We start from the raw sequence: 19,551 nt of genomic DNA, 5'->3' as shown, positions 1-19,551 counted from the left end.
GTCGCAGCATAGTGCCGTCCGGCCGGCGGCGGGTCGGCCGTTTGCCGACCCGCCGGGGTCACCGCAGCGCCACCACTGCGTCGGTGCCCCCCTGGTGACGCAGCACGGTCTCCGGTGCCGGATCGTGGCGCAGCAGCGTGTGCCGGACGAGGTCGGTGCCGGCGGCGAGATCGTCGAAGACCGCGATGTCCACGCTGACGGCGTGGGTGACATAGCCACCGGAGGCGTCCCGGCGCATGCTGCTGCCGGTCTGCTCGGCGTGGCCCAGGCCCCGGTCGCGCAGCGCCCGGTCGAGGTCGCGGGTCACCGTGGTGGCGTACCCGCGCGAATCGGGCCGTCCGCCGACCTCCAGGTGCAGGTCCAGCCGGTAGCGGCGGGCCACCCGCAGCGCACTCGGGCCGAACCACCGGGCCACGAGGGAACCCTGCGCCGCGCCGGTGACCGTTTCGAGGATCCAGCAGACCTCGGCAGGGTCCGTGGGTCCGTCGAGCCCGCGCAGGATCACCGGATGACCGACGCCGGCTGCGGCGAGCGACCGGCCGGTCTGCCCGGCCAGGCTCAGGTCACGGTCGGCGACGGCACGCGCCGGCAGGTCACCGAGAGCGTCCCGCGCCGACCCGGGCACGGCGTCGGCGACGGTACGCCCGGCGGCGGCGAGCAGCTCCCGCCAGGCGTCGAACGGGAACTCCGACTCCGGGCCGCGCAGGCTGTAGAGCGTGAAGTCGCCGCTCTGGTCCTCGTCCTGGTCGACGGTCCAGTTCCCGGCGTCGTCGCGCTGCCAGGTGACGCCCCTGCCGCGCCCGTCGCACCGGTACAGCCAGGAGCGGGCCGTCGGCCAGTAGGCGGCGTCGGCGGGGCCGGTCCCGAAGGCGGCAGCCAACAGCGGGGTGACCGCGTCGAGGTCGTCGTGCTCGCCGAGCAGCACGAACCGGCTGGCCAACGCCAGCAGTGGGCCGGGGTGCGGCAGGTCCGGGTCCCGCAACGCGACGGCCCGGGCGATCAGGTCCAGTTCGTCCCAGCGCAGGGCGTGCGGGAAGGGGTGCGCGTCGTCGTCCCAGCCGAGTTGCAGCGGCTCGGTCACGCCGGGCGGGCACATTCCGAGGTTGACCATGCCGAGCTCGATGTCGATCTCCAGGACGAGGGTGTGACCGCCGCCGACGTCGGCCGTCAGCGTCCATCCGGGATGGTCCTCCCAGCGCTCGTCGTCAGCACCGTCGTCGCCGTCGGAGCGCTCGTAGGCCGACCAGAACGACGGGTCTTTCAGCAGGTCACGTAGGTCTGCGGCGAGAGGCACGCCGGGCATCGTACCCAGGCACCCCGACCTGTCCCGGGCCCCGTCGGCGTCGCCCGTCTCCCCCGGCGTCGATGAATTGGGCGGCAGGGGTGATCTTCGCCGGCCATACTGGCGGGCATGAAGCTTGCCGAGGCCCTGGCGTTGCGCGCGGATGCGGCACGCCGCGCCGAACAACTCCGGGCCCGCATCGTGGCCAGCGCCCGGTTCCAGGAGGGTGAGACGCCGGCGGAGGACGCGACGGCGCTGCTGACCGAGGCCGGCGTGGTGCTCGGAGAGTTGGAGACGCTGATCCGGCGGATCAACCGCACCAACGCCGCCACCGTGCTCGACGGCGGCACGCTCACCGACGCCCTGGCCCGCCGCGACGTGCTCCGGTTGCGGCACAGCGTGGTCACCGCCGCCGCGGACGCCGCTGCCGGCGAGGGCCAGCGGGGGTTCCGGCAGTTGCGGTCGGAGCTGAGGATGATCCCGGCGCTGCCGGTGGCGCAGCTGCGCGGCCAGGCCGACGACCTCGCCCGGCAGCTCCGCGAGGTCGACACGCTGATCCAGCGGAGCAACTGGGAGGTCGACCTGCTGGACTGACGGGTTGCGGAGCAGGTAGCCGACGTGGAGGCGTGCACGAACCCGGGAGCCGGCGGGTATTCCGGCTCACGCTGGTGCGCCGAGGGCAGGCGCGGGGGTTCGATTCCCCGGCACACACCGCACGCCCAGCACAGCACACAGGTGACGGCGCACAGGGTACGGCACACCACCGGGTGCAGATCCACGACGGCGAGGGTGGGACAGGGGACCTCCGCAACCCGTACCGGCCGCCCCGGCGGGGCTCGTCGGGGGGCTAGGTGCGGGCGGCCGAGACGTGATGGCGACCGATCGGCAGCATCAACGGCCGGCCGGAGACCGGATCGACGATGACCCGACTGTCCAGGCCGAAGACGGCCCGGACGCACTCCTCGGTCAGCACCTCGGTCGGCGGCCCCGCCGCGTACAGGCCACCGTCGGCCAGCGCGATGAGGTGGCCGGCGTAGCGGGCGGCCATGTTCAGGTCGTGCAGCACCATCACGATCGTGGTGCCGCGTGTGGCGTTGAGGTCGGTGAGCAGGTCGAGCACCTCGACCTGGTGGCTGACGTCGAGGAAGGTGGTCGGCTCGTCGAGCAGCAGCAGTTCGGTCTGTTGGGCCAGCGCCATCGCGATCCACACCCGTTGCCGCTGCCCGCCGGAGAGTTCGTCGACCGACCGGTCGGCCAGGTCGGCGGTGTGGGTGGCGTCGAGGGCGGCGGCGACCGCACGGTCGTCGTCCCCGCTCCAGCGCGACAGCAGTCGCTGGTGCGGGTTGCGGCCCCGGCCGACCAGGTCGGCCACGGTGATGCCCTCCGGGGCGATCGGTGACTGGGGCAGCAGGCCGAGGGTGCGGGCCAGCTCCTTGGCCGGCGTCCGGTGCACCTGCCGGCCGTCGAGCAGGACGTGACCGGCGCGCGGGGCGAGCAGCCGCGACATCGACCGCAGCAGCGTCGACTTCCCGCAGGCGTTGGCGCCGACGATCGCGGTGATCCGGCCGGGCGGGACGAGCAGGTCGAGCGATTCGATGACGACGCGGTCGCCGTAGCCGACGGTCAGTTTCTCCGTCGTCAGGGCGTGGTCGGTGGTCACAGCGAGCCTCCGGCGCGGTTCGTGCGGACGAGCAGGTAGATGAGGTACGGGGCACCGAGCACGCCGGTGATCACCCCCACCGGGAAGCGGATGTCGAAGGCGAACTGGCCGAGGAAGTCGGCGACGAGCACCAGCAGCGCGCCGACGAGGGCGGACGGCACCAGCGGTGAGCCGCCGGCACCGACCAGCCGGGCGGCGATCGGCCCGGCCAGGAAGGCCACGAACGCGATCGGTCCGGTGGCCGAGGTGGCGAACGCGATCAGGCCGACGGCCGCGACGATCGAGACCAGCCGGGTACGTTCCAGCCGGGTGCCGAGCGCCGCGGCGGTGTCGTCGCCGAGTTGCAGCATGGTCAGGTTCCGGGCCTGGCTCAGCAGCACCGGGCCGAACACGGCCAGCGCGGCCAGCACCGGAACGGTCTCGTCCCAGGTGGAGCCGTTGAGGCTGCCGTTGAGCCAGCGGGTCGCCGCCTGCAGGTCCCACTGGCCGGCCTGGTTGAGGACGTACGAGGTGGCGCTGTTGAGCATGGCGGCGATGCCGATGCCGATCAGCACCAGCCGGGTGCCGGCCACCCCGTCGGTGAACGACAGCAGGTAGATGAGCACGGCGACGCCGAGCGCGGCGACGATGGCGAAGATCGAGACGCCGGTCTCGCCGAGGCCGAGCACGATGATGCCGAAGGCCGCCGCGGCGCTCGCCGCCGAGCTGATGCCGATGATGTCGGGGCTGGCCAGCGGGTTGCGCAACATGGTCTGGAAGGTGACGCCGCCCATGCCGAAGCAGAGCCCGGTCGCCAGGGCCAGGACGGTGCGGGGCAGCCGGAGTTCACCGACGGTGAACGACGCGCCGGGCACGGTCTCGCCGAGGATCACCCGCAGCACGTCGCCGGGCGGGTAGAACGTCTGCCCGACCATCAGCGAGACGACGACCAGCGCGGCCACCGCCGCCGAGAGTGCGGTCAGCACGACACGACGTCGTCGGCTGCGCCGGACCCGACCGCGGGTGACGGCCCTCAGGGTCGTGGTGCTCACAGTTCGCGTACCTTCTGCCGGCGGACGATGTAGATGAAGAAGGGGGCGCCGATCAGGGCGGTGATGATCCCGGCCTCGATCTCGTCGGGGCGGTTCACCACCCGTCCGGCGACGTCCGCGACGGTCAGCAGCACCGCGCCGACCAGGGTCGCGAACGGCAGCAGCCAACGGTGGTCGAGTCCGACGAGCAGCCGGCACAGGTGCGGGACGATCAGGCCGACGAAGGCGATCGGTCCGGCGACCGCGGTGGCCGCGCCGCAGAGCACCACCGCACCGGCGGCGGCGATCCCGCGGACCAGGGCGACGCGTTCGCCCAGGCCGGCGGCGAGGTCGTCGCCGAGCGCGAGGGAGTTGAGTGCCCGGGCGCACAGCAGGCAGACGGCCAGCCCGGCGGCCAGGAACGGCAGGACCTGGCCGATGCTGTCCCAGCTGGCCCCGCCGACGCCGCCGACCTGCCAGGACTGGAAGTTCTCGGCGATGTCGCCACGCGGCAGCACGACCGCGACCACCAGCGAGGCGAGGGCGGCGGAGGTGGCCGCCCCGGCCAGGGCGATCTTGAGAGGGGTGGCGCCGCCGCGACCGAGCGAGCCGACCGCGTAGACGAACAGCGCGGACACCGCCGCTCCGGCGATGGCGACCCAGATGTACATGGTGGCGGTGTACAGGCCGACGGTGGTCATGGCGACGGCGATGGCGAGCATCGCGCCCATGTTCACCCCGAGGATGCCCGGGTCGGCGAGCGGGTTGCGGGTGACGCCCTGCATCACGGCCCCGGACAGGGCCAGTGCGGCGCCGACCAGGGCCGCGAGCACCGTCCGGGGCAGGCGTTTGACCACGGCCGCCTGGTCGAGGGTGTCCTGGGTGCCGCCGAGTGCGGCGGTGATGTCGGCCCAGCCGACGATCCGGGAACCGAAGGCGACCGACGCGATCAGGGCCAGGGTCAGCGCGGCGAGGACGACCAGGAGCCAGGTCAGGCGGGTCCGGGCCGGACGTCGCAGCAGGGCGACGTCCGGCCCGGAGGTGGTTGCACCGGTCATCAGAGCTTGTCGGCGGCTTTGCCGAGCAGGTCGACGTAGTCCTTGAGGACGAACGAGACGCCCAGGGGTGTCGGGTTGGCGGCGGTGGCGACGGGGGTGCTGCCGGGCAGCGAGACGAAGGAGCCGCGCTTGATCGCGGGGATCTTGGACAGCAGCGGGTCCTTCTGGAGGGTGGCCAGGGTGGTGCCGTCGGCGTCGCCGTAGGTCACGATGATGTCGACGTCGCTGAGGTTCTGCACCTGCTCGGCGCTCTGGGTGAGGCTGAATTCCTTGGTCGCGGCGGAGGCCTTCGCGATGCTCTGCGGGTGCGTCATGCCGAGGTCGGTGAAGAACTGGGCCCGGGTGTCGTTCGTGGTGTAGAAGCTGATCTTGCTGAGGTCGGTCGGGTCGAGGTGGGTCAGGAACATCACCGACCGGCCCGCCAGCTTCGGGTAGCGGGCGGCCTCGTCCTTCATCTGCTTCTCGATCTTCGCGATCAGCGCGTCACCCTCGGTGGCCAGGCCGAGGGCCTTGCTCTCCAGCTTGATGCTGTCGCGCCACGAGGTGGCCCAGGGCGCCTGCGGGTACGCGACGACCGGCGCGATCTTCGTCAGGGTGTCGTAGTCCTGTTTGGTCAGGCCGGAGTACGCGGCCAGGATGACGTCCGGCCTGGTGTTCGCCACCGCCTCGAAGTCGATGCCGTCGGTCTCGTCGAACAGCACCGGGGTCGACGCGCCGAGTTCCTTGAGTCGCGCGGCGTCCCAGGGCAGCAGCCCGTCGCCGTCCTCGTCGCCGAAGTTGGCCTTGGCGTAGCCGACCGGGACGACGCCCAGGGCGAGGGGGACCTCGTGGTTGGCCCAGTTGACGGTGGCGACCCGCTCCGGCTTCTTGTCGATCGTGGTGGTGCCCAGCGCGTGGGTGACAGTGAGTGGGAAGGTCGCCGTCGCGGGCCCGGACGCGGCGGGCTTCCCGTCGGGGTCGGACGACCCGCCGCAGGCGGCGAGGGCGAGCGTGGTGGCGACCGCGACGATTCCGGTGAGCAACCGGGAGGGGCGCATACGGAGTACTCCAACTCACATAGTAAGGACAGGCTTACCTAATACTTGATCGGTAAAGTACTCCACGTTCCTGAGCCGTTGACCAGGGGGTATGAGGCAGTGAGCAAGATCAGTGCTGGCACCGTCATCCTGCGTAGGGCGGTCGCCCGCAACGGGCGACGCCTCTGGAGCGGAACGGCACTGGCCGGCGTCTACCAGCTCTGCGCGGCCCTGGTGCCGATCCTCATCGGCGTCATCGTCGACCGGGGCGTCGCCACCGGCGACCTGACCGCACTGCTCGTCTGGATCGCCGTCCTGGCGGCGGTCTACCTGGTGCTGGCGGTGACCTACCGCTTCGGCGCGCGACGCCTGCAACGGGCCATCGCCGAGGAGGGTCACCAACTGCGGGTCGAGCTGGCGGCACGGATCCTGCACCCACGCGTGCTCCGGGCCGAACGGCACACCGGCGACCTGCTCGCGGTCACCACCACCGACGCCGAGTACACCTCCTACCTGCTCGACCACATCCCCCGGATCACCAGCGCCCTGGTGGCGGTCACGGTCAGCGCGGTCGCGCTGCTGCTGATCTCGCCACCGCTCGGACTGACCGTGCTGGTCGCCATCCCGGTCGTGCTGGCGGTCCTCAACCGCACCGCGCCGCTGATCGCCCGACGTGTCAAGGAGCAACAGGATCAGGCCGGCCGGGCCACCGCGCTCGCCACCGACCTGGTGACCGGGCTGCGGGCGTTGCGCGGCATCGGCGCGCAGGACGCCGCCGTCGAGCGGTACCACCGGGTGAGCCGCCACGCCCTGGCGGCCACGCTGCGCGCCTCCCGGACCCAGAACGCCTACCTGGGCGCGTCCACGATGCTGAGCGCCCTGCTGTCCGGAGGCATCGCGCTCATGGCGGGCTGGTTCGCGCTCACCGGCCGCATCACGGTCGGCCAGTTCATCACGGTGATCGGCTCCGCGCAGTTCCTCGTCGAACCGTTCGGTGTGCTCGCGGTCGTACCCGGTTGGACCGCTGCCGCCCGCGCGGCGGCGGAGCGGGTCGCCGCCGTCGTCACGGCCGACGTGGTCCTGCCGCCGGGTGCCGCCGCGCCCCGCAGCGGCGGCCACGAGCTGCGCCTGACCGACGTGACGTACGGCCCGCTCGCCGGGCTGCGCCTGCACGTGCGCGGCGGGGAGTTCGTCGGTGTGGTGGCCCGCCGACCGGCGGACGCCGAGGCGCTGGCGCGGCTGCTGGCGGTGCCCGACGGTCACACGGGTGACGTCCTGCTCGGCGGCGAACGGCTCGAGGCCGTGGACCGGGGCCGGGCGCGGCAGGTGCTGCACAGCGAACCGCACCGCACCGACCTGTTCACCGGCACCCTCGCCTCGAACATCGCCCTGCGCGACGACGGAGGGCGGCACGACGACGACGGTCGGCACGACGACGGACGGCTCGACGAGGCCCTGGGCGCCGCTGCCGTCGCCGAGGTGGCGCACCTGCACCCGGAGGGCCTACGCATGCCGGTCACCGAACGCGGCGCGAACCTCTCCGGCGGCCAGCGGCAACGTGTCGCGCTCGCCCGCGCGTTGCTCGCCGCGCCGCCGCTGCTGGTCCTGCACGACCCGACCACCGCCGTCGACGCGGTCACCGAACGGGCCGTCGCCGACGGCATCCGCGCCCTGCGGCACGGTTCGGATGCCGGCTACGGCACCGTCGTCATCACCACCAGCCCGACGCTGCTGGCCGCCACCGACCGGGTGGTGTTCATCGGGGACGGCGCCGTCGCCGCCGAGGGTACGCACGCCGAACTCGTCGGCCACGACGACAGCTACCGCCGGACGGTGCTGCGGTGACCCACCCGATCCTGCCCGTGGCCGGCCCGCGCGAGAGCAGGGCGTGGCTCGGTGCTCAACTACGGGCCCGCCCGGGCGGCACCGGCGGCACCCTGGTCGTCGGGCTGTTCGCCGCCGCCACGGCGATCGTCCCCGCATACGCCCTGGGCCTGCTGGTCGACCGGGTCCGGGCCGGTGGCGGCACCGACGCGCTCGTGCCGGTCGCCGTGGTCATCGTGGCCGCGGCGGTCGTCGGCGGCGTGGCCACCGGCGTCAGCGCCCACCTGATCCGCCGGTTGGGTGCGGGGATCCTCGCCGACCTGCGTGAACGTGCCCTGGACACCGCGCTGCGCCTGCCGGCGGCGGTGCTCGACCGGGCGGGCCGGGGCGACCTGGTCTCGCGGGTCGGTGCGGACGTCAGCGCCATCGACCGGGCCGTCACCGAGGTTCTGCCCACCCTGATCTCGGCCCTGCTGCTGGCGGCGATCAGCCTCGGCACGATGATCGGCATCGACTGGCGGCTGGGGCTGGCCGGCGCGGTCGCCGTCCCGCTCCATGTGCTCGGCCTGCGGTGGTACCTCCCCCGGGCCGCGCCGGCCTACGCGGCGGAGCGGGTCGCCATCGCGCAGCGGTCGCAGCAGTTCGTCGAGAGTGTGCAGGGCATCCGTACGGTGCACGCCTACCGGCTGGAGGACCGGCACCTCGCCGGCATCACGGCGGTCTCGGCCCGCGCGCGGGACATCTCGACGAGCGTGTTCGCCCTCTACACCCGTTTCGTAGGCCGCATCCACGGGGCGGAGCTGGCCGGGCTCGGCGCGGTGCTGGCGGTGGGATTCCTGCTCGTCCGCCGGGACGCCGTCACCCTCGGCGAGGTCTCCGCGGCCGCGCTGCTGCTGCACCGCCTGTTCGGCCCGATGCTGCACCTGATGGTCACCTTCGACAAGGCCCAGGATGCGGGGGCGAGCCTGGCCCGTCTCGTCGGTGTGCTCGGCACGGACCCCGAAGGCCGTGGCGGCGGCACCGCGCCGACGGCGCACGACCTCGTCCTGACCGGCGTCGGCTTCAGCTACGACGGGACCACGCCGGTGCTGCGCGACGTCTCCCTGCGGGTCGGGTCGGGCCAGGTCGTCGCGCTGGTCGGGTCCACCGGCGCCGGGAAGACCACGGTCGCGTCGATCGCCGCCGGGGCCCTGCGCCCCGGGCACGGCACGGCCACCCTGGGCGGCGTACCCGTCAATGAGCTGCCCGCCCGGACGGTCGCCCTGGTCAGTCAGGAGACCCACGTGTTCGCCGGGCCCCTCGACGAGGACCTGCGGTTGGCCCGCCCGCACGCCACGCCGGAGGAACTCACCGCGGCCCTGGCCCGCGTCGGTGCCCTGACCTGGGTGCTCGCCCTCCCCGGGGGCCTGGGCACCGTGGTCGGTGAGGGCGGCCACCCGCTGACTCCGGCGCAGGCGCAGCAGTTGGCGCTGGCCCGGGTGGTGCTGCTCGACCCCGCGGTGGTGGTGCTGGACGAGGCGACCGCCGAGGCGGGCAGCGCAGGTGCGCGCGACCTCGAACAGGCCGCCGCCGCGGCGTTGGCGGGACGCACCGCCCTGGTCGTCGCCCACCGCCTCACCCAGGCCGTGGCCGCGGACCACATCATCGTCATGGACCATGGCGAGATCGTCGAGAGTGGTCCGCACGCCGACCTGGTCGGTGCGGGGGCAAGCTACGCCCGGCTGTGGGCGGCGTGGACCGCCCGGGCCGCCGACGGTCCCGGGCCGCCCCGCACCGACGCCGCTGCGGGGCCCGTGGTGGGCAGCGGCGACCCGCCGGTGCCGCAGCGGCGGCAGGTGCGGAGGGACGGGCCGCCGCTGACCGCTCAGCGGGAGTAGAACTCCACCACGAGCTGCTCGTCGCAGACCACCGGCACCTCGTGCCGGGCGGGCTCGCGCAGCAGCGTGGCGCGCAGCCCGGTGAGCTCCACCGACAGGTACGGGCGGGGTCGGTCGTCGGCGTGCGCGCCGGTGGCGGCGAGCTGGAACGGTGGCAGGGCGCGGCTGCGCTCGCGTACCGCGACCACCTGGCCGGGCCGCAGCCGGTACGAGGGCCGGTCGACCTTGTGCCCGTCGACGGTGAAGTGACCGTGTCCGACGAGTTGGCGTGCCTGGTAGATGCTGCGGGCCAGCCCGGCCCGGAGCACCACCGCGTCGAGTCGCCGTTCCAGGAGGGCGACCAGCGACTCACCGGTCTTCCCGGCGCCCCGGGCGGCCTCGTCGAACGTCCGGCGCAGTTGGGCCTCGCTGACGTTGTACTGGTGGCGCAGCCGCTGCTTCTCCAGCAGCCGGACCTGGTAGTCGGAGGTCTTGCGCCGGTTGCGGCCGTGCACACCCGGCGGGTAGGGACGTCGCTCGAAGTACCGCACGCACTTGCGGGTGAGCGGGATGCCGAGCGCGCGGGAGAGCCGGGCCTTGGGGCGGGGGTGGTTCACGTTCGACGTCTCCGATCGAATGGTCTAGCCTGCAACTTAGGTAAGGCTAACCTACATTGAGGAGTCAGGGATCATGCGACCCAGCCCGGCGGAGATCGTGCGTACCCTCGTCGCGGGCGGGCCGCCGGCCCTCGCCCACCTGGCCGGCAGCACCGGCCCGCACCGGGTCCGGCACGCCACCGACCCGGCCGGCCGGGTGCTGCTGCTGGTGCCGGCACCCGGCGACCTCGCCACGGCGCTCACGCCGCCCGCCGGGGACACCGCCGTCGCCACCGTCCTCGACGTGCTCGACCTGCCGCCCACCGCCGGTGCCCCCTCGCTCGGCCGGGCCTGGGTCTCCGGCTGGGCCGAGCGCCTCGACGGCGACGCGGCCCGGCAGGCCGCGATGGACTTCGCCGCCACCCGGCCCACCGGCGACCTGCTCGACGTGGGCAGCAAATTCCAGCTGCACCGGTTCGAGGTGACCGAGGCCCGCTGGGAACGCGCCGGCGCAACGCGCCCGATCGACCCGCAGGCGTACGCACAGGCCGAGCCCGACCCGTTGCACGCGGCCGAGGCGGGGTTGCTGGCCGACCTCGCCGACCACCACGCCGAGCAGGTCGCGGCCCACCTGCGCCGGCAGTTGAAGCTCACCGGTGCCGAGTCGCCACGGGTGGTCCGGATCGACCGGTACGGCCTGCTGGTCGCGTACGGCCAGCCCGGCGCGGCCCGACGGGCGAGGGTGAGCTTCGCGCGACCCGTCGCCGACGTCGCCGAGCTGTCCCGGCTGCTGCACCCGATGCTCTGCCCCCGGCAGGCAGCCGCCTGAGCCCGTCGCGACGACGCTGACGCCCACTGCCCACCCCGGATCCGGCACGCCCAGGACGTCCTCGACGCACGGCGGCTCCTGGCACGCCTGCAACCCGGTCTGCCGGATACGGTGGTGCGGTTCACCGGGAACGTCCCCTGCACGGAGGCGGCAACGCCACGGTTCGAGGGCTTCCTGCGCCGATGGGGGGTCCGGAGCCGTTATGCAGTCTTCCTCGTCGCAGGGCGGTCGGATGGGACGCCCTCCCCGCCTGTCCAGGGAGGCCATCGTGGTGGCGGCCCGACGGATCCTCAGCGAGAAGGGTGTCGGGAGCCTGTCCATGCGTCGCCTCGCCAAGGATCTGGACAGCACGCCGATGGCGCTCTACCACCACGTGAAGGACAAGGACGAGCTGCTGCTCCTGCTGCTGGAGGAGCACGCCGCGCAGTTCCCGCGCCCGGACATGCCGCCCGAGCCCCGGGAGCAGCTGATCACGGCGGCCCAGCTGCTGCACGACATCCTGGCCGAGTGCCCGTGGATCGTCGAGGTGCTCGCCTCCGACGATCTGATGGCGGTCTCCGCCCTGTGGATCGTCGAGAACATCATCGACGGTGCCATCCGCTGCGGCATGACTCCCGAGCAGGCCGTCTACGCCTACCGGGTGATCTGGTACTACACCGCCGGCGAGCTGATGCTGCGGGTCTCCCGAGGGAAGCACTACTCCCGGCCGGACGCGGGAGCACACCGGGAGAAGGCATTCGCCAACCTCGACCCCACGCAGTTCCCGCGGCTGTCCGCCCTCGCCGACCGGTGGCCGGCACTCACCACACGCAACACGCACCGGTCGGGGCTGATCGCGGTCATCGACGGATTGCTGGGGCAGACCGCGGGATGACCCGGGCGGTCTCCCACGGTCGTCCCGCGGTCTGCCCAGCAGGTTGTCACGACGGCATCCGTGCCGACCTTGCGGGATCAGCGCAGGAGAGGACTCGTCCCCCGGCGACGTGACCCGAATACGGCCGGGCCACCGGCGACCCGCTTACCGGGGAGGACGAACAGTGCCACGAGCGCGGCGAGGAACAACAACGCGCCCGACAACGCGAGGCCGACGCCGAACCCACCGGTCAGCGCCTCCAGGGGCGGGTCACCGGCGGCACGGCGGTGGGCCGTGTACGTGGCCTGCGCGGTGACCAGGGCGGCCAGGCCGAGAGCACCGCCGATCTGGCGGGAGCTGTTGAGCACGGCCGAGGCCATCCCGGCTTCGTGCCGGGGCAGACCGCCGACGGCGGCACCGGTGAGCGGTACGAACGAGATGCCCATGCCCAGACCGGTGAGGATCGAGGGGCCCAGCAGGTCGGCGACGAAGCTGCCGTCGACGTCGAGCGCACCGAACCAGGCGAAGCCGACTCCGGCGAGCAGGCCACCAGCCACCAGCAGCGCCCTGGGGCCTGTCCGGGGAAGCAGCCGGGTCGAGATGTTGATCGCCACCACCACGCTGAGCGTCAACGGCAGGAAGGCGGCGCCCGCGCGCGCCGCGTCCAAGCGCAGCACATCCTGCAGGTAGAGCGAGAGGAAGTAGAAGCCCGCGAACTGACCCGCGCAGAGCAGCAGGACGAAGAGGTTGGCACCGGCGACATTACGCCTGGTGAGCAGGCCGATCCGCACGAGCGGGTCGCCCTTGACCCAACGGTTTTCCCAGAGCACGAAGAGCACGAGCAGCAGTACGGCCGCGCCGAGGGTGAGCAGGGTCGTGGTCGAACCCCAGCCGTGCCGGTCGGTGCGGACGAGGCCCAGCACCAGGGTGCCCACACCAGCGGTGACCAGCACCGCGCCACCGATGTCCAGCTTCCGGCCGAGAGGAGCGCTGAGCAATCCGCCCGGCACGCTCGCCAGGGCGAGCAGGAGGACGCAGGCGGCCATCGGAATGTTGACCAGCATCACCCATCGCCAACCCGCGTACTGGGTGAGCAGGCCGCCACTGAGCACGCCGGCCGCACCGCCCACGGCGGAGACCATGGCGTACACGCCCAGGGCACGGATGCGTTCCCGGCCCTCGCGTTGGGTCAGGGTGAGCACGGCGAGTGCGGCCGGCGCCATCATGGCGGCACCCACACCCTGCAGGGCCCGGGCCACGATCAGCTGCCACGGGGCCTGTGCCAGGCCACCCACCAGCGAGGCGAACGCGAAGAGCGCGGTGCCGCTCAGCAGCAGGCGGCGCTGGCCGAACAGGTCGGCCGCACGGCCGCCGAGCATGAGAAACCCGCCGAACAGCAGGGCGTAGACGTTGATCACCCAGGGCAGCTGAGTCGCTCCGAAGCCGAGCTCAGCATCGAGCGAAGGCAGAGCGACATTCACAATTGTCATGTCCAGCGTGACCATGAACTGCGCCAGGGCCACTGTGGTCAGGGCGCCACCCCTGCTCGACTCCCTCTGAGCCATGCACACTCCTCGGTGTTTTCGTACAAGTAAACTATACGCGTACGATAACTATGCGCCATGGACCCGGATCGCCGCCACCCCGAGACGCGAAGGAGCCGCCCCGCAGTCCAGCCACCCACCTGCACCACCTGCTCGGCGGCCACCCGCACACCGCCACCTGGCCCGCCCGCGGCCCGACGAGGTGGACCCGATCGGTCCGGGGTTTCACCGGTCGCCGGTTGCGGGTAGCGGTTGGTCGTGAACCGCGATCTCGTGACGGCGTTGCAGGCTGCCTGGGGCCTACCGGAGTTCCGCGACGGGGTACGTCACGTCATCGACCTCGACGAGGTGGCGCTGCTGCTGGCCACGCTCTCCGTCGCGGACCATGACCGCGAGGTGGAACGCAGCCTGCTGCGGCTGCTGCGGTCCAGTCTGGACACGACCGAGATCCGCGAAGCGGTGTTGCTGCTGCTGGAACGCGACGAGGTACGCCGACCGCTCCTCGCGGCGGTGGTCCGACCGCGTGCCGACCGACCGGGTCAGGCTGCCGCCATCACCTCGGCCGCCGAGGACCCCAGGGTGCGGCGTGAGGTACGGGCGGTGCTGGACGACGCCAGGGTGCGCGAGCTGGTCTGGCAGGCGGTCGAGGACCAGGTGGACGCCGACCGGGTCGGCCTGGCCCGCCGCGTCGCCGTGCTGTTCATCCGGCACCCGAGCGTTCCACGCCTCGCCTGGGCCCTGCGCCGCCACGGCGTACTACGCGAACTACGCCGCACCGGCACGCCGGGCGACGGCACCGCGACCTGAGGAGGTGCACCTACACTGCGGCCATGTTCGAGTACCACGGGTGGATCACCCTCCGCTCGACAGCCGAGGCGGTCGACGACGACCCACCCCTGCGCCTCGACGAGATCCAGGACCTGCTCGACGGCCTCACCGGCCACGGGCTGGTCGACCTACGCCCGGTCAACGGCGCGTACCACGTCCATCTCGGCGGGTTCCCCAACCACCGGGGCACGTTCGGTGCCGACATCCTCGACCTGTTCACCAGGATCGGTCAGCTCGCCCCCGGGTCCTACGGGCTGCTGTACGTCCACGACGACGAGGACCCCGGGCACGAACTGGCCTTCCGGGTCTTCCGGCTGGCGCGCGCAACGGTCACCGAACACGCCGACCGTCTGCTGTCCCCGGTGATCCCCACCCTCGAAGACGAGGACCTCGGCTGACCATGGCGAGGCCCGCCCGCACCATGTGACACCGCCCGTCCACCCGTCGCCGTACGTCAGCACGGCGGGGAACACCGGCCAACGGGGAGCGGCCCGGGTGGCGGTGCGCGATGATGGGGCGTCCGGCCGGAGGATGTTGATGGAGAAACCGACGCTGTTCCTGACCGTGGGCCTGCCCTGCACCGGGAAGACCACGGCTGCCCGGCGCATCGAGATCGAACGCAAAGCACTTCGGCTGACCAAGGACGAGTGGGTGAAGGCTCTCTACGGGCCCGGGAATCCACCCCTGGCGGGAGCCGTGATCGAGGGAAGGCTCATCCAGATCGCGCTGCGCGCCCTCGAACTCGGCACCAACGTCGTGCTCGACTACGGTCTGTGGGACCGCAACGAGCGCTCCGCCCTGCGCCGCGCGGCGCTTGACGTCGGCGCGACGGTGGAACTGCACTACTTCGCTCTCAGCCCGTCCGAGCAGCGAAAACGACGTGACCAACGCCAGGCCGACGCACCGCACACGACGTGGCCCATGTCCGACGGGGAACTCGTCGAGTGGGCCGCCCGCTTCGACGTCCCCACGCCGGGCGAGCTCGACGGCGGCGAGCCCATCGACGACCCCCCTGCGGGCTTCCCGACCTGGTACGAGTGGCGCACCCACCGCTGGCCGCCCTCGGTTCACTGACCCCCGCCGACCGGCCGTGCCGCACGTACCCGAGCGGGTCGAAAGCCCACTGAGATCCGTCAATGTTGCCAGAGTGCATCCAGACGTGTTGGAATAGCTCATATCGCCGCAGCGCGGGGGCAACCGCACTGAGAACGGCCAGCACGGGAGCAGCACGGCATCGACAGCGCGCCGCCTCGACGGACGCTCGCACACCGCCTCGACGGGCCATCGCCGTGCTGACGGGCACCCTGCCGGGTGGGCACTCCCGCCCGCCACACGTATCCGCCGCCACGCGCCCCGACGGTCGACACGCTCGACGCCTGCCCGGGGTCGCCTGACGGGCCTGCCAGCGCACCACAACCGGCGACGAGGTGAGAAGCGATGAGTTCCCCAGAGAGTTCCGCGTGGTACCGGCACCGCCTGGTGTGGGTGGCGGTGATCCTGCTGGTGGTGTCGGTCGGCACTGTCGTATTGGCCAACCGGAGCAGCACGGGGGCGCAGCCGGCGGATCTGCAGGCGCAGATCGTGGCCCGGATGCGTACCACGCTTGAAAAGGCGGATCCGGGGCAGCACCAGCATGCCGGGCACGACGCTCAGCAGGGCGCCACCACGGAGAAGCCGCCGGTGATCTGCGGGGTCCGCGTCTACGGCTTCGAACCGGCCGGGGCCACCACGTTCACCGACGTCCAGAAGATCTACGGCTTCCATCTGTGCGGCATCGCCGAGCAGAAGCGCCCCTGGGACGTGGCGGTCAAGCTGGCCGGCCCACTGATCATGGACATGTCCACCGATCCGCCGGGAATCCAGGTCGTCGAGGCGACCGCGGAGGTCAGGTTCGTCGACCGGCTCCGGGAGATGTTCCCGCCCGCGTACGCGACGATCGCGCAGCAGGAGGCGCTGGGTGCCTCGGAGATGGCCGACCTGCGCCGGAGGTACGACGCCGCAGCGAAGCTGTGACCCGTCCGGCCGACAGGCCGGCACGCCCCGCCACGTGGTGACCGCGCCCGGCGGCCGACCCGGGGTCACCGTGCCGGGTGGCCGACGCACGGTTGCCGCCCCCGGTGGCCGGCCCGACACCACGCCGTCCGGCCGCCCGACCCGGACCTGCGGTGACCTCGGGTCCACGGTCCGGCCGCCCGCCGGCGATCCGGCGATCTCGGACAGCTCGCTCCACATCCGACAGCTCGATCCAATCCGACTAAATATCGATCAACATTGATATTTTGCGGCATGGGTGCAACAGTGGATTCGGGAGCATTCACCACTCGATGTCCCGTACCGACGAATGGAGGATGAACAGTGCGTTCACACCAGTCCGACCGATCCGGCGGACGCCCCCGGTCAACCGTCCGCCGGTCCCTCCAGGCGCTCGCCCTGATGTTCGCCATGGTGGTCGGCACCCTGCCCCTGACCAGCCCCGCCCAGGCCCACGGGACGATCATCAACCCGGCGACCCGGGCGTACCAGTGCTGGCAGACCTGGGGCAGCCAGCACACCAACCCGGCCATGCAGCAGCAGGACCCGATGTGCTGGCAGGCGTGGCAGGCCAACCCGGACACCATGTGGAACTGGATGAGCGCGTTGCGCGACGGCCTGGCCGGCCAGTACCAGCCCAGCACCCCGGACGGGCAGCTGTGCAGCAACGCCCTGTCCCGGAACAACTCGCTGAACACGCCCGGGGCATGGAAGGCGACCACCGTCAGCCGCAACCTCACCGTCCAGATGTACGACCAGGCCAGCCACGGTGCTGACTTCTTCCGGGTCTACGTCACCAAGCAGGGGTTCAACCCGGCCACCCAGCGGGTCGGGTGGGGCAACCTGGACCTGATCACCACGACCGGGCGGTACGCGCCGGCACAGAACATCTCGTTCAACGTCTCGATCCCGTCGTCGCGCTCCGGAAGCCACGTCCTGTTCTTCATCTGGAAGGCGTCGCACGCGGACCAGACCTACATGTGGTGCAGCGACGTCAAGATCGCCTGATCGGCGACGCGGCACTCCCGGCCCAGGACGTCACCGTCCTGGGCCGGAGCCCGTCTCGGGGTCGTCCGGCGGCACCGCGTGACGCTGGTGGTGGCGGCGGGCCGTCGTCAACCGACGCTTTCCGGCACGCGGCCGACCGCCACGGCGGGGAACCGGCCCGGCCGGCGGGACTCCGCCTCAGGTGAGCGAGCAGGGCGTCCCGTTGAGGGTGAACGAGGACGGGCTGCCGGTGTCACCGGTGTGCTCGGCCACGAACCCGATGGCGATCGAGCCCCCCGGCCCGAGGATGACGTGGTCGTCGAGCCCACGGGCCGTGACGGTGCCGCTGGACGGCGAGTACACCGCATTCCAGTCGGTGGTGATGCGTTGCCCGGCCGGCAGCGGGAACGTCAGCCTCCAGGAGGTGATCGCGCCGGCACCGGTGTTGGTGATGGTGATGCTGCTCGTCAGGAAGGTGTCCCAGGTGTAGACCGAGTACCGCACGGTGCACGCCGCCCCACTGGGCGGCGGACTGCCCGGCACCGCCGTACCGGGCGGCGGACTGCCCGGCACCGCCGTGCCGGGTGGTGGGGTCATGCTGGCGGGCACGGTGGTCGGGACGCCGGCGCCGCCCAGGGCGGTGGCCAGCGTCAGGGTCGCCGCAGCGGCACCGAGATGACTGCTTCTCAGTCTCATGGCGGCGGTTCCTCCCGGGGGTCGGCGCAGGGCGGCGCGGCTGCACACGGGGCGTGAGCCGCCTCGATGACCGCCCGGCGCGCACCTCGCGAGCCCAACCTTAATTCACCACTGTCGATTGCCAAAGGCGTCGCGCCGGCCCTGCCGCCGACGGGCCGGACACCCCCGGGGGGCGGGCCACGGGATCGATCGCGGCCATCGAGACGGGCGGTCGACCCTCCAAACGTATTGATGACTGTCTTTTTTGCCGGTCCTCGCGCCATCTGACGGCAGGCCCCCGGGACGGTATTTCCCGGCGCATGGCCGACTCCTCAACTACGTCATCGCGCCGACACGACATCGAAACATGTCGTGATCGACGTCCCCCGCCGATGGGAGAAAACCTGTCATGGGCAAGGTAGGAAAGCGCGTCCGCCGCTCCACGCTGGCCGTACTCACGGGTGCGGCGCTGGCCGGGCTGCTGGCGGTCACCGCAGCCGCCGCGGCACCCGGCGAGGCACCGCAGGGCAAGGCCGCCGCGGCGGCCCGCACCGACGTCTACATGAAGGACGTCGCCGCCGACACCGGCGTCCAGCCGCACTCGTACGGCCCGTTGTGGGCCAGCCCCGACATCAAGGTCTGCCCGACCGCCGTGGAGTGTGCCGTCAGCCAGAACCCGATCGTCGGGGTCACCAACTATCTCTTCCTGAAGGTGCGCAACAACGGACCATACGGCTCGGGCATCGACAACGGGGTGCTGCGGGTCTACCGGACGACCCCGGGCGGCGGCGCCACCTGGCCGACGCACTGGACCCAGATCGGCGCGGTCAGCGTGCCCGTCTACCCCGGCGTCACCACGGTCACGATCCCGTGGACCGGGGTGCCCGGCCCGGGTCACTTCTGCCTGTTGGCGCGCTGGGTGTCACCCACCGACCCGATGACCTTCGAGGGTCCGAGCACGAGCGTCAACACCCAGCACAACAACAACATCGTCTGGCGCAACGTCGACTCGGTCCGGCTCGTCGCTGGCGGACCGCGGGTCGTGCGGCCGTTCGCCATCGGCAACGTGACCACCGCGGAGACCAAGAACGACCTGGTCTTCACCCAGCCGGCGGAGCAGGACCGGGGCGCCCGGGTCTTCGTCGACCTCGGCCCGACCCTGTTCGAGCGGTGGCAGTCCACCGGAAAGGTCGGCACGGGCATCCGCCAGGTCGGCAAGACCGAATTGGAGATCGTCGAACCGACGAAGGCCAGCATCAGCGGGCTGGTGTTGAAGCCCGGTGAGCGCCTCGAGTTCTCGTTGGCCTTCTCGGCCGAGACCGCCCTGGCCAAGGAGACCGCGCTCAACGTGACCCAGTTCGGGCCGGACGCCGACGGCACCGCCCGCGCCGACCTCGGCGGGGTGCAGTACCTGCTGGCGGACGGGCAGCGGGGATAACCCGGATCGTCGCCACCTGCGACGGTGGGGCGTGGGCCATCCGGCCCACGCCCCACCGTCGTCG

19 protein-coding genes are annotated in these 19,551 nt (G+C 72.1%); 11 read left to right on the top strand and 8 right to left on the bottom strand.

The window, feature by feature from the left end:
- Positions 1-58 precede the first annotated feature (58 nt).
- On the bottom strand, positions 59-1,294 hold the full coding sequence (locus AB0B63_RS20900) for a hypothetical protein (RefSeq protein WP_357021137.1): 1,236 nt from the start codon (positions 1,292-1,294) through the stop codon (positions 59-61).
- A 117-nt stretch (positions 1,295-1,411) separates the two neighbouring features.
- On the opposite strand from AB0B63_RS20900, the gene AB0B63_RS20895 reads away from it, so the two are divergent.
- Positions 1,412-1,876, top strand: coding sequence for a DIP1984 family protein (locus AB0B63_RS20895; RefSeq protein ID WP_357021133.1), 465 nt, complete (start codon positions 1,412-1,414; stop codon positions 1,874-1,876).
- 253 nt (positions 1,877-2,129) lie between these two features.
- On the opposite strand, the gene AB0B63_RS20890 is transcribed toward AB0B63_RS20895, so the two are convergent.
- From AB0B63_RS20890 to AB0B63_RS20875, 4 genes are read right to left on the bottom strand one after another with little or no spacing between them, the layout of a single operon-like run.
- On the bottom strand, positions 2,130-2,942 hold the full coding sequence (locus AB0B63_RS20890; protein WP_208570525.1) for an ABC transporter ATP-binding protein: 813 nt from the start codon (positions 2,940-2,942) through the stop codon (positions 2,130-2,132).
- On the bottom strand, positions 2,939-3,973 hold the full coding sequence (locus tag AB0B63_RS20885; RefSeq protein ID WP_357021130.1) for an iron chelate uptake ABC transporter family permease subunit: 1,035 nt from the start codon (positions 3,971-3,973) through the stop codon (positions 2,939-2,941). Before AB0B63_RS20885 ends, AB0B63_RS20890 begins: the two co-directional genes overlap by 4 nt.
- The gene (locus tag AB0B63_RS20880) at positions 3,970-5,010 is read right to left on the bottom strand and encodes an iron ABC transporter permease (protein WP_357021127.1); all 1,041 of its coding nucleotides are present in this window, start codon (positions 5,008-5,010) and stop codon (positions 3,970-3,972) included. Before AB0B63_RS20880 ends, AB0B63_RS20885 begins: the two co-directional genes overlap by 4 nt.
- Positions 5,010-6,047, bottom strand: coding sequence for an iron-siderophore ABC transporter substrate-binding protein (locus AB0B63_RS20875; protein ID WP_208570528.1), 1,038 nt, complete (start codon positions 6,045-6,047; stop codon positions 5,010-5,012). The genes AB0B63_RS20880 and AB0B63_RS20875 overlap by 1 nt, the downstream gene beginning before the upstream one ends.
- A gap of 99 nt (positions 6,048-6,146) precedes the next feature.
- Between AB0B63_RS20875 and AB0B63_RS20870 the strand changes: the two genes are divergently transcribed.
- Together AB0B63_RS20870 and AB0B63_RS20865 are read left to right on the top strand one after the other, a co-directional pair.
- On the top strand, positions 6,147-7,871 hold the full coding sequence (locus AB0B63_RS20870) for an ABC transporter ATP-binding protein (RefSeq protein ID WP_357021124.1): 1,725 nt from the start codon (positions 6,147-6,149) through the stop codon (positions 7,869-7,871).
- On the top strand, positions 7,868-9,727 hold the full coding sequence (locus AB0B63_RS20865; protein ID WP_357021121.1) for an ABC transporter ATP-binding protein: 1,860 nt from the start codon (positions 7,868-7,870) through the stop codon (positions 9,725-9,727). The genes AB0B63_RS20870 and AB0B63_RS20865 overlap by 4 nt, the downstream gene beginning before the upstream one ends.
- Here AB0B63_RS20865 and rpsD read toward each other — a convergent pair.
- Positions 9,715-10,323, bottom strand: a complete 609-nt coding sequence (gene rpsD / locus AB0B63_RS20860; protein WP_219460451.1) for a 30S ribosomal protein S4 — start codon at positions 10,321-10,323, stop codon at positions 9,715-9,717. The two genes, AB0B63_RS20865 and rpsD, sit on opposite strands and share 13 nt — an antisense overlap.
- Positions 10,324-10,396: 73 nt before the next feature.
- Here rpsD and AB0B63_RS20855 point away from each other — a divergent pair, with 73 nt between their 5' ends.
- Together AB0B63_RS20855 and AB0B63_RS20850 are read left to right on the top strand one after the other, a co-directional pair.
- Positions 10,397-11,131 carry a DUF2470 domain-containing protein gene (locus AB0B63_RS20855; RefSeq protein ID WP_357021117.1) on the top strand — a complete coding sequence of 245 codons (735 nt, stop codon included), beginning with the start codon at positions 10,397-10,399 and terminating at the stop codon, positions 11,129-11,131.
- 232 nt (positions 11,132-11,363) lie between these two features.
- Positions 11,364-12,005 carry a TetR/AcrR family transcriptional regulator gene (locus tag AB0B63_RS20850; RefSeq protein ID WP_357021114.1) on the top strand — a complete coding sequence of 214 codons (642 nt, stop codon included), beginning with the start codon at positions 11,364-11,366 and terminating at the stop codon, positions 12,003-12,005.
- Between the two features lie 77 nt (positions 12,006-12,082).
- Here the strand turns inward: AB0B63_RS20850 and AB0B63_RS20845 are convergent, their stop codons facing one another.
- Positions 12,083-13,549, bottom strand: a complete 1,467-nt coding sequence (locus AB0B63_RS20845; protein ID WP_357021111.1) for an MFS transporter — start codon at positions 13,547-13,549, stop codon at positions 12,083-12,085.
- 237 nt (positions 13,550-13,786) lie between these two features.
- On the opposite strand from AB0B63_RS20845, the gene AB0B63_RS20840 reads away from it, so the two are divergent.
- From AB0B63_RS20840 to AB0B63_RS20820, 5 genes are all read left to right on the top strand, one after another.
- Positions 13,787-14,335 (top strand): hypothetical protein, encoded by a 549-nt coding sequence (locus tag AB0B63_RS20840; protein WP_357021108.1) that lies wholly within the window; start codon positions 13,787-13,789, stop codon positions 14,333-14,335.
- A 23-nt stretch (positions 14,336-14,358) separates the two neighbouring features.
- Positions 14,359-14,754, top strand: coding sequence for an Imm7 family immunity protein (locus tag AB0B63_RS20835; RefSeq protein WP_208570533.1), 396 nt, complete (start codon positions 14,359-14,361; stop codon positions 14,752-14,754).
- A gap of 139 nt (positions 14,755-14,893) precedes the next feature.
- The gene (locus tag AB0B63_RS20830) at positions 14,894-15,430 is read left to right on the top strand and encodes an ATP-binding protein (RefSeq protein ID WP_357021105.1); all 537 of its coding nucleotides are present in this window, start codon (positions 14,894-14,896) and stop codon (positions 15,428-15,430) included.
- A 363-nt stretch (positions 15,431-15,793) separates the two neighbouring features.
- Complete coding sequence (locus AB0B63_RS20825; RefSeq protein ID WP_208570534.1) at positions 15,794-16,369, top strand: hypothetical protein; 576 nt, start codon at positions 15,794-15,796, stop codon at positions 16,367-16,369.
- Between the two features lie 342 nt (positions 16,370-16,711).
- Entirely contained in the window at positions 16,712-17,395 is a 684-nt protein-coding gene (locus AB0B63_RS20820) for a lytic polysaccharide monooxygenase (RefSeq protein WP_208570535.1), read from the top strand.
- A gap of 177 nt (positions 17,396-17,572) precedes the next feature.
- Here AB0B63_RS20820 and AB0B63_RS20815 read toward each other — a convergent pair whose 3' ends face one another.
- Positions 17,573-18,070: a cellulose binding domain-containing protein gene (locus tag AB0B63_RS20815; protein ID WP_357021101.1), complete on the bottom strand. Its 498-nt coding sequence runs from the start codon at positions 18,068-18,070 to the stop codon at positions 17,573-17,575.
- A 388-nt stretch (positions 18,071-18,458) separates the two neighbouring features.
- Here AB0B63_RS20815 and AB0B63_RS20810 point away from each other — a divergent pair, with 388 nt between their 5' ends.
- Positions 18,459-19,487, top strand: coding sequence for a hypothetical protein (locus tag AB0B63_RS20810; protein ID WP_357021098.1), 1,029 nt, complete (start codon positions 18,459-18,461; stop codon positions 19,485-19,487).
- The last annotated feature ends 64 nt before the right edge of the window (positions 19,488-19,551 follow it).

It is taken from the genome of Micromonospora sp. NPDC049081 (assembly GCF_040648835.1).
GTDB classification, from domain to species: domain Bacteria; phylum Actinomycetota; class Actinomycetes; order Mycobacteriales; family Micromonosporaceae; genus Micromonospora; species Micromonospora antibiotica.
The sequence above is the reverse complement of the archived record's forward strand: the minus strand, read 5'-3'. Positions and strand labels throughout refer to the sequence as shown.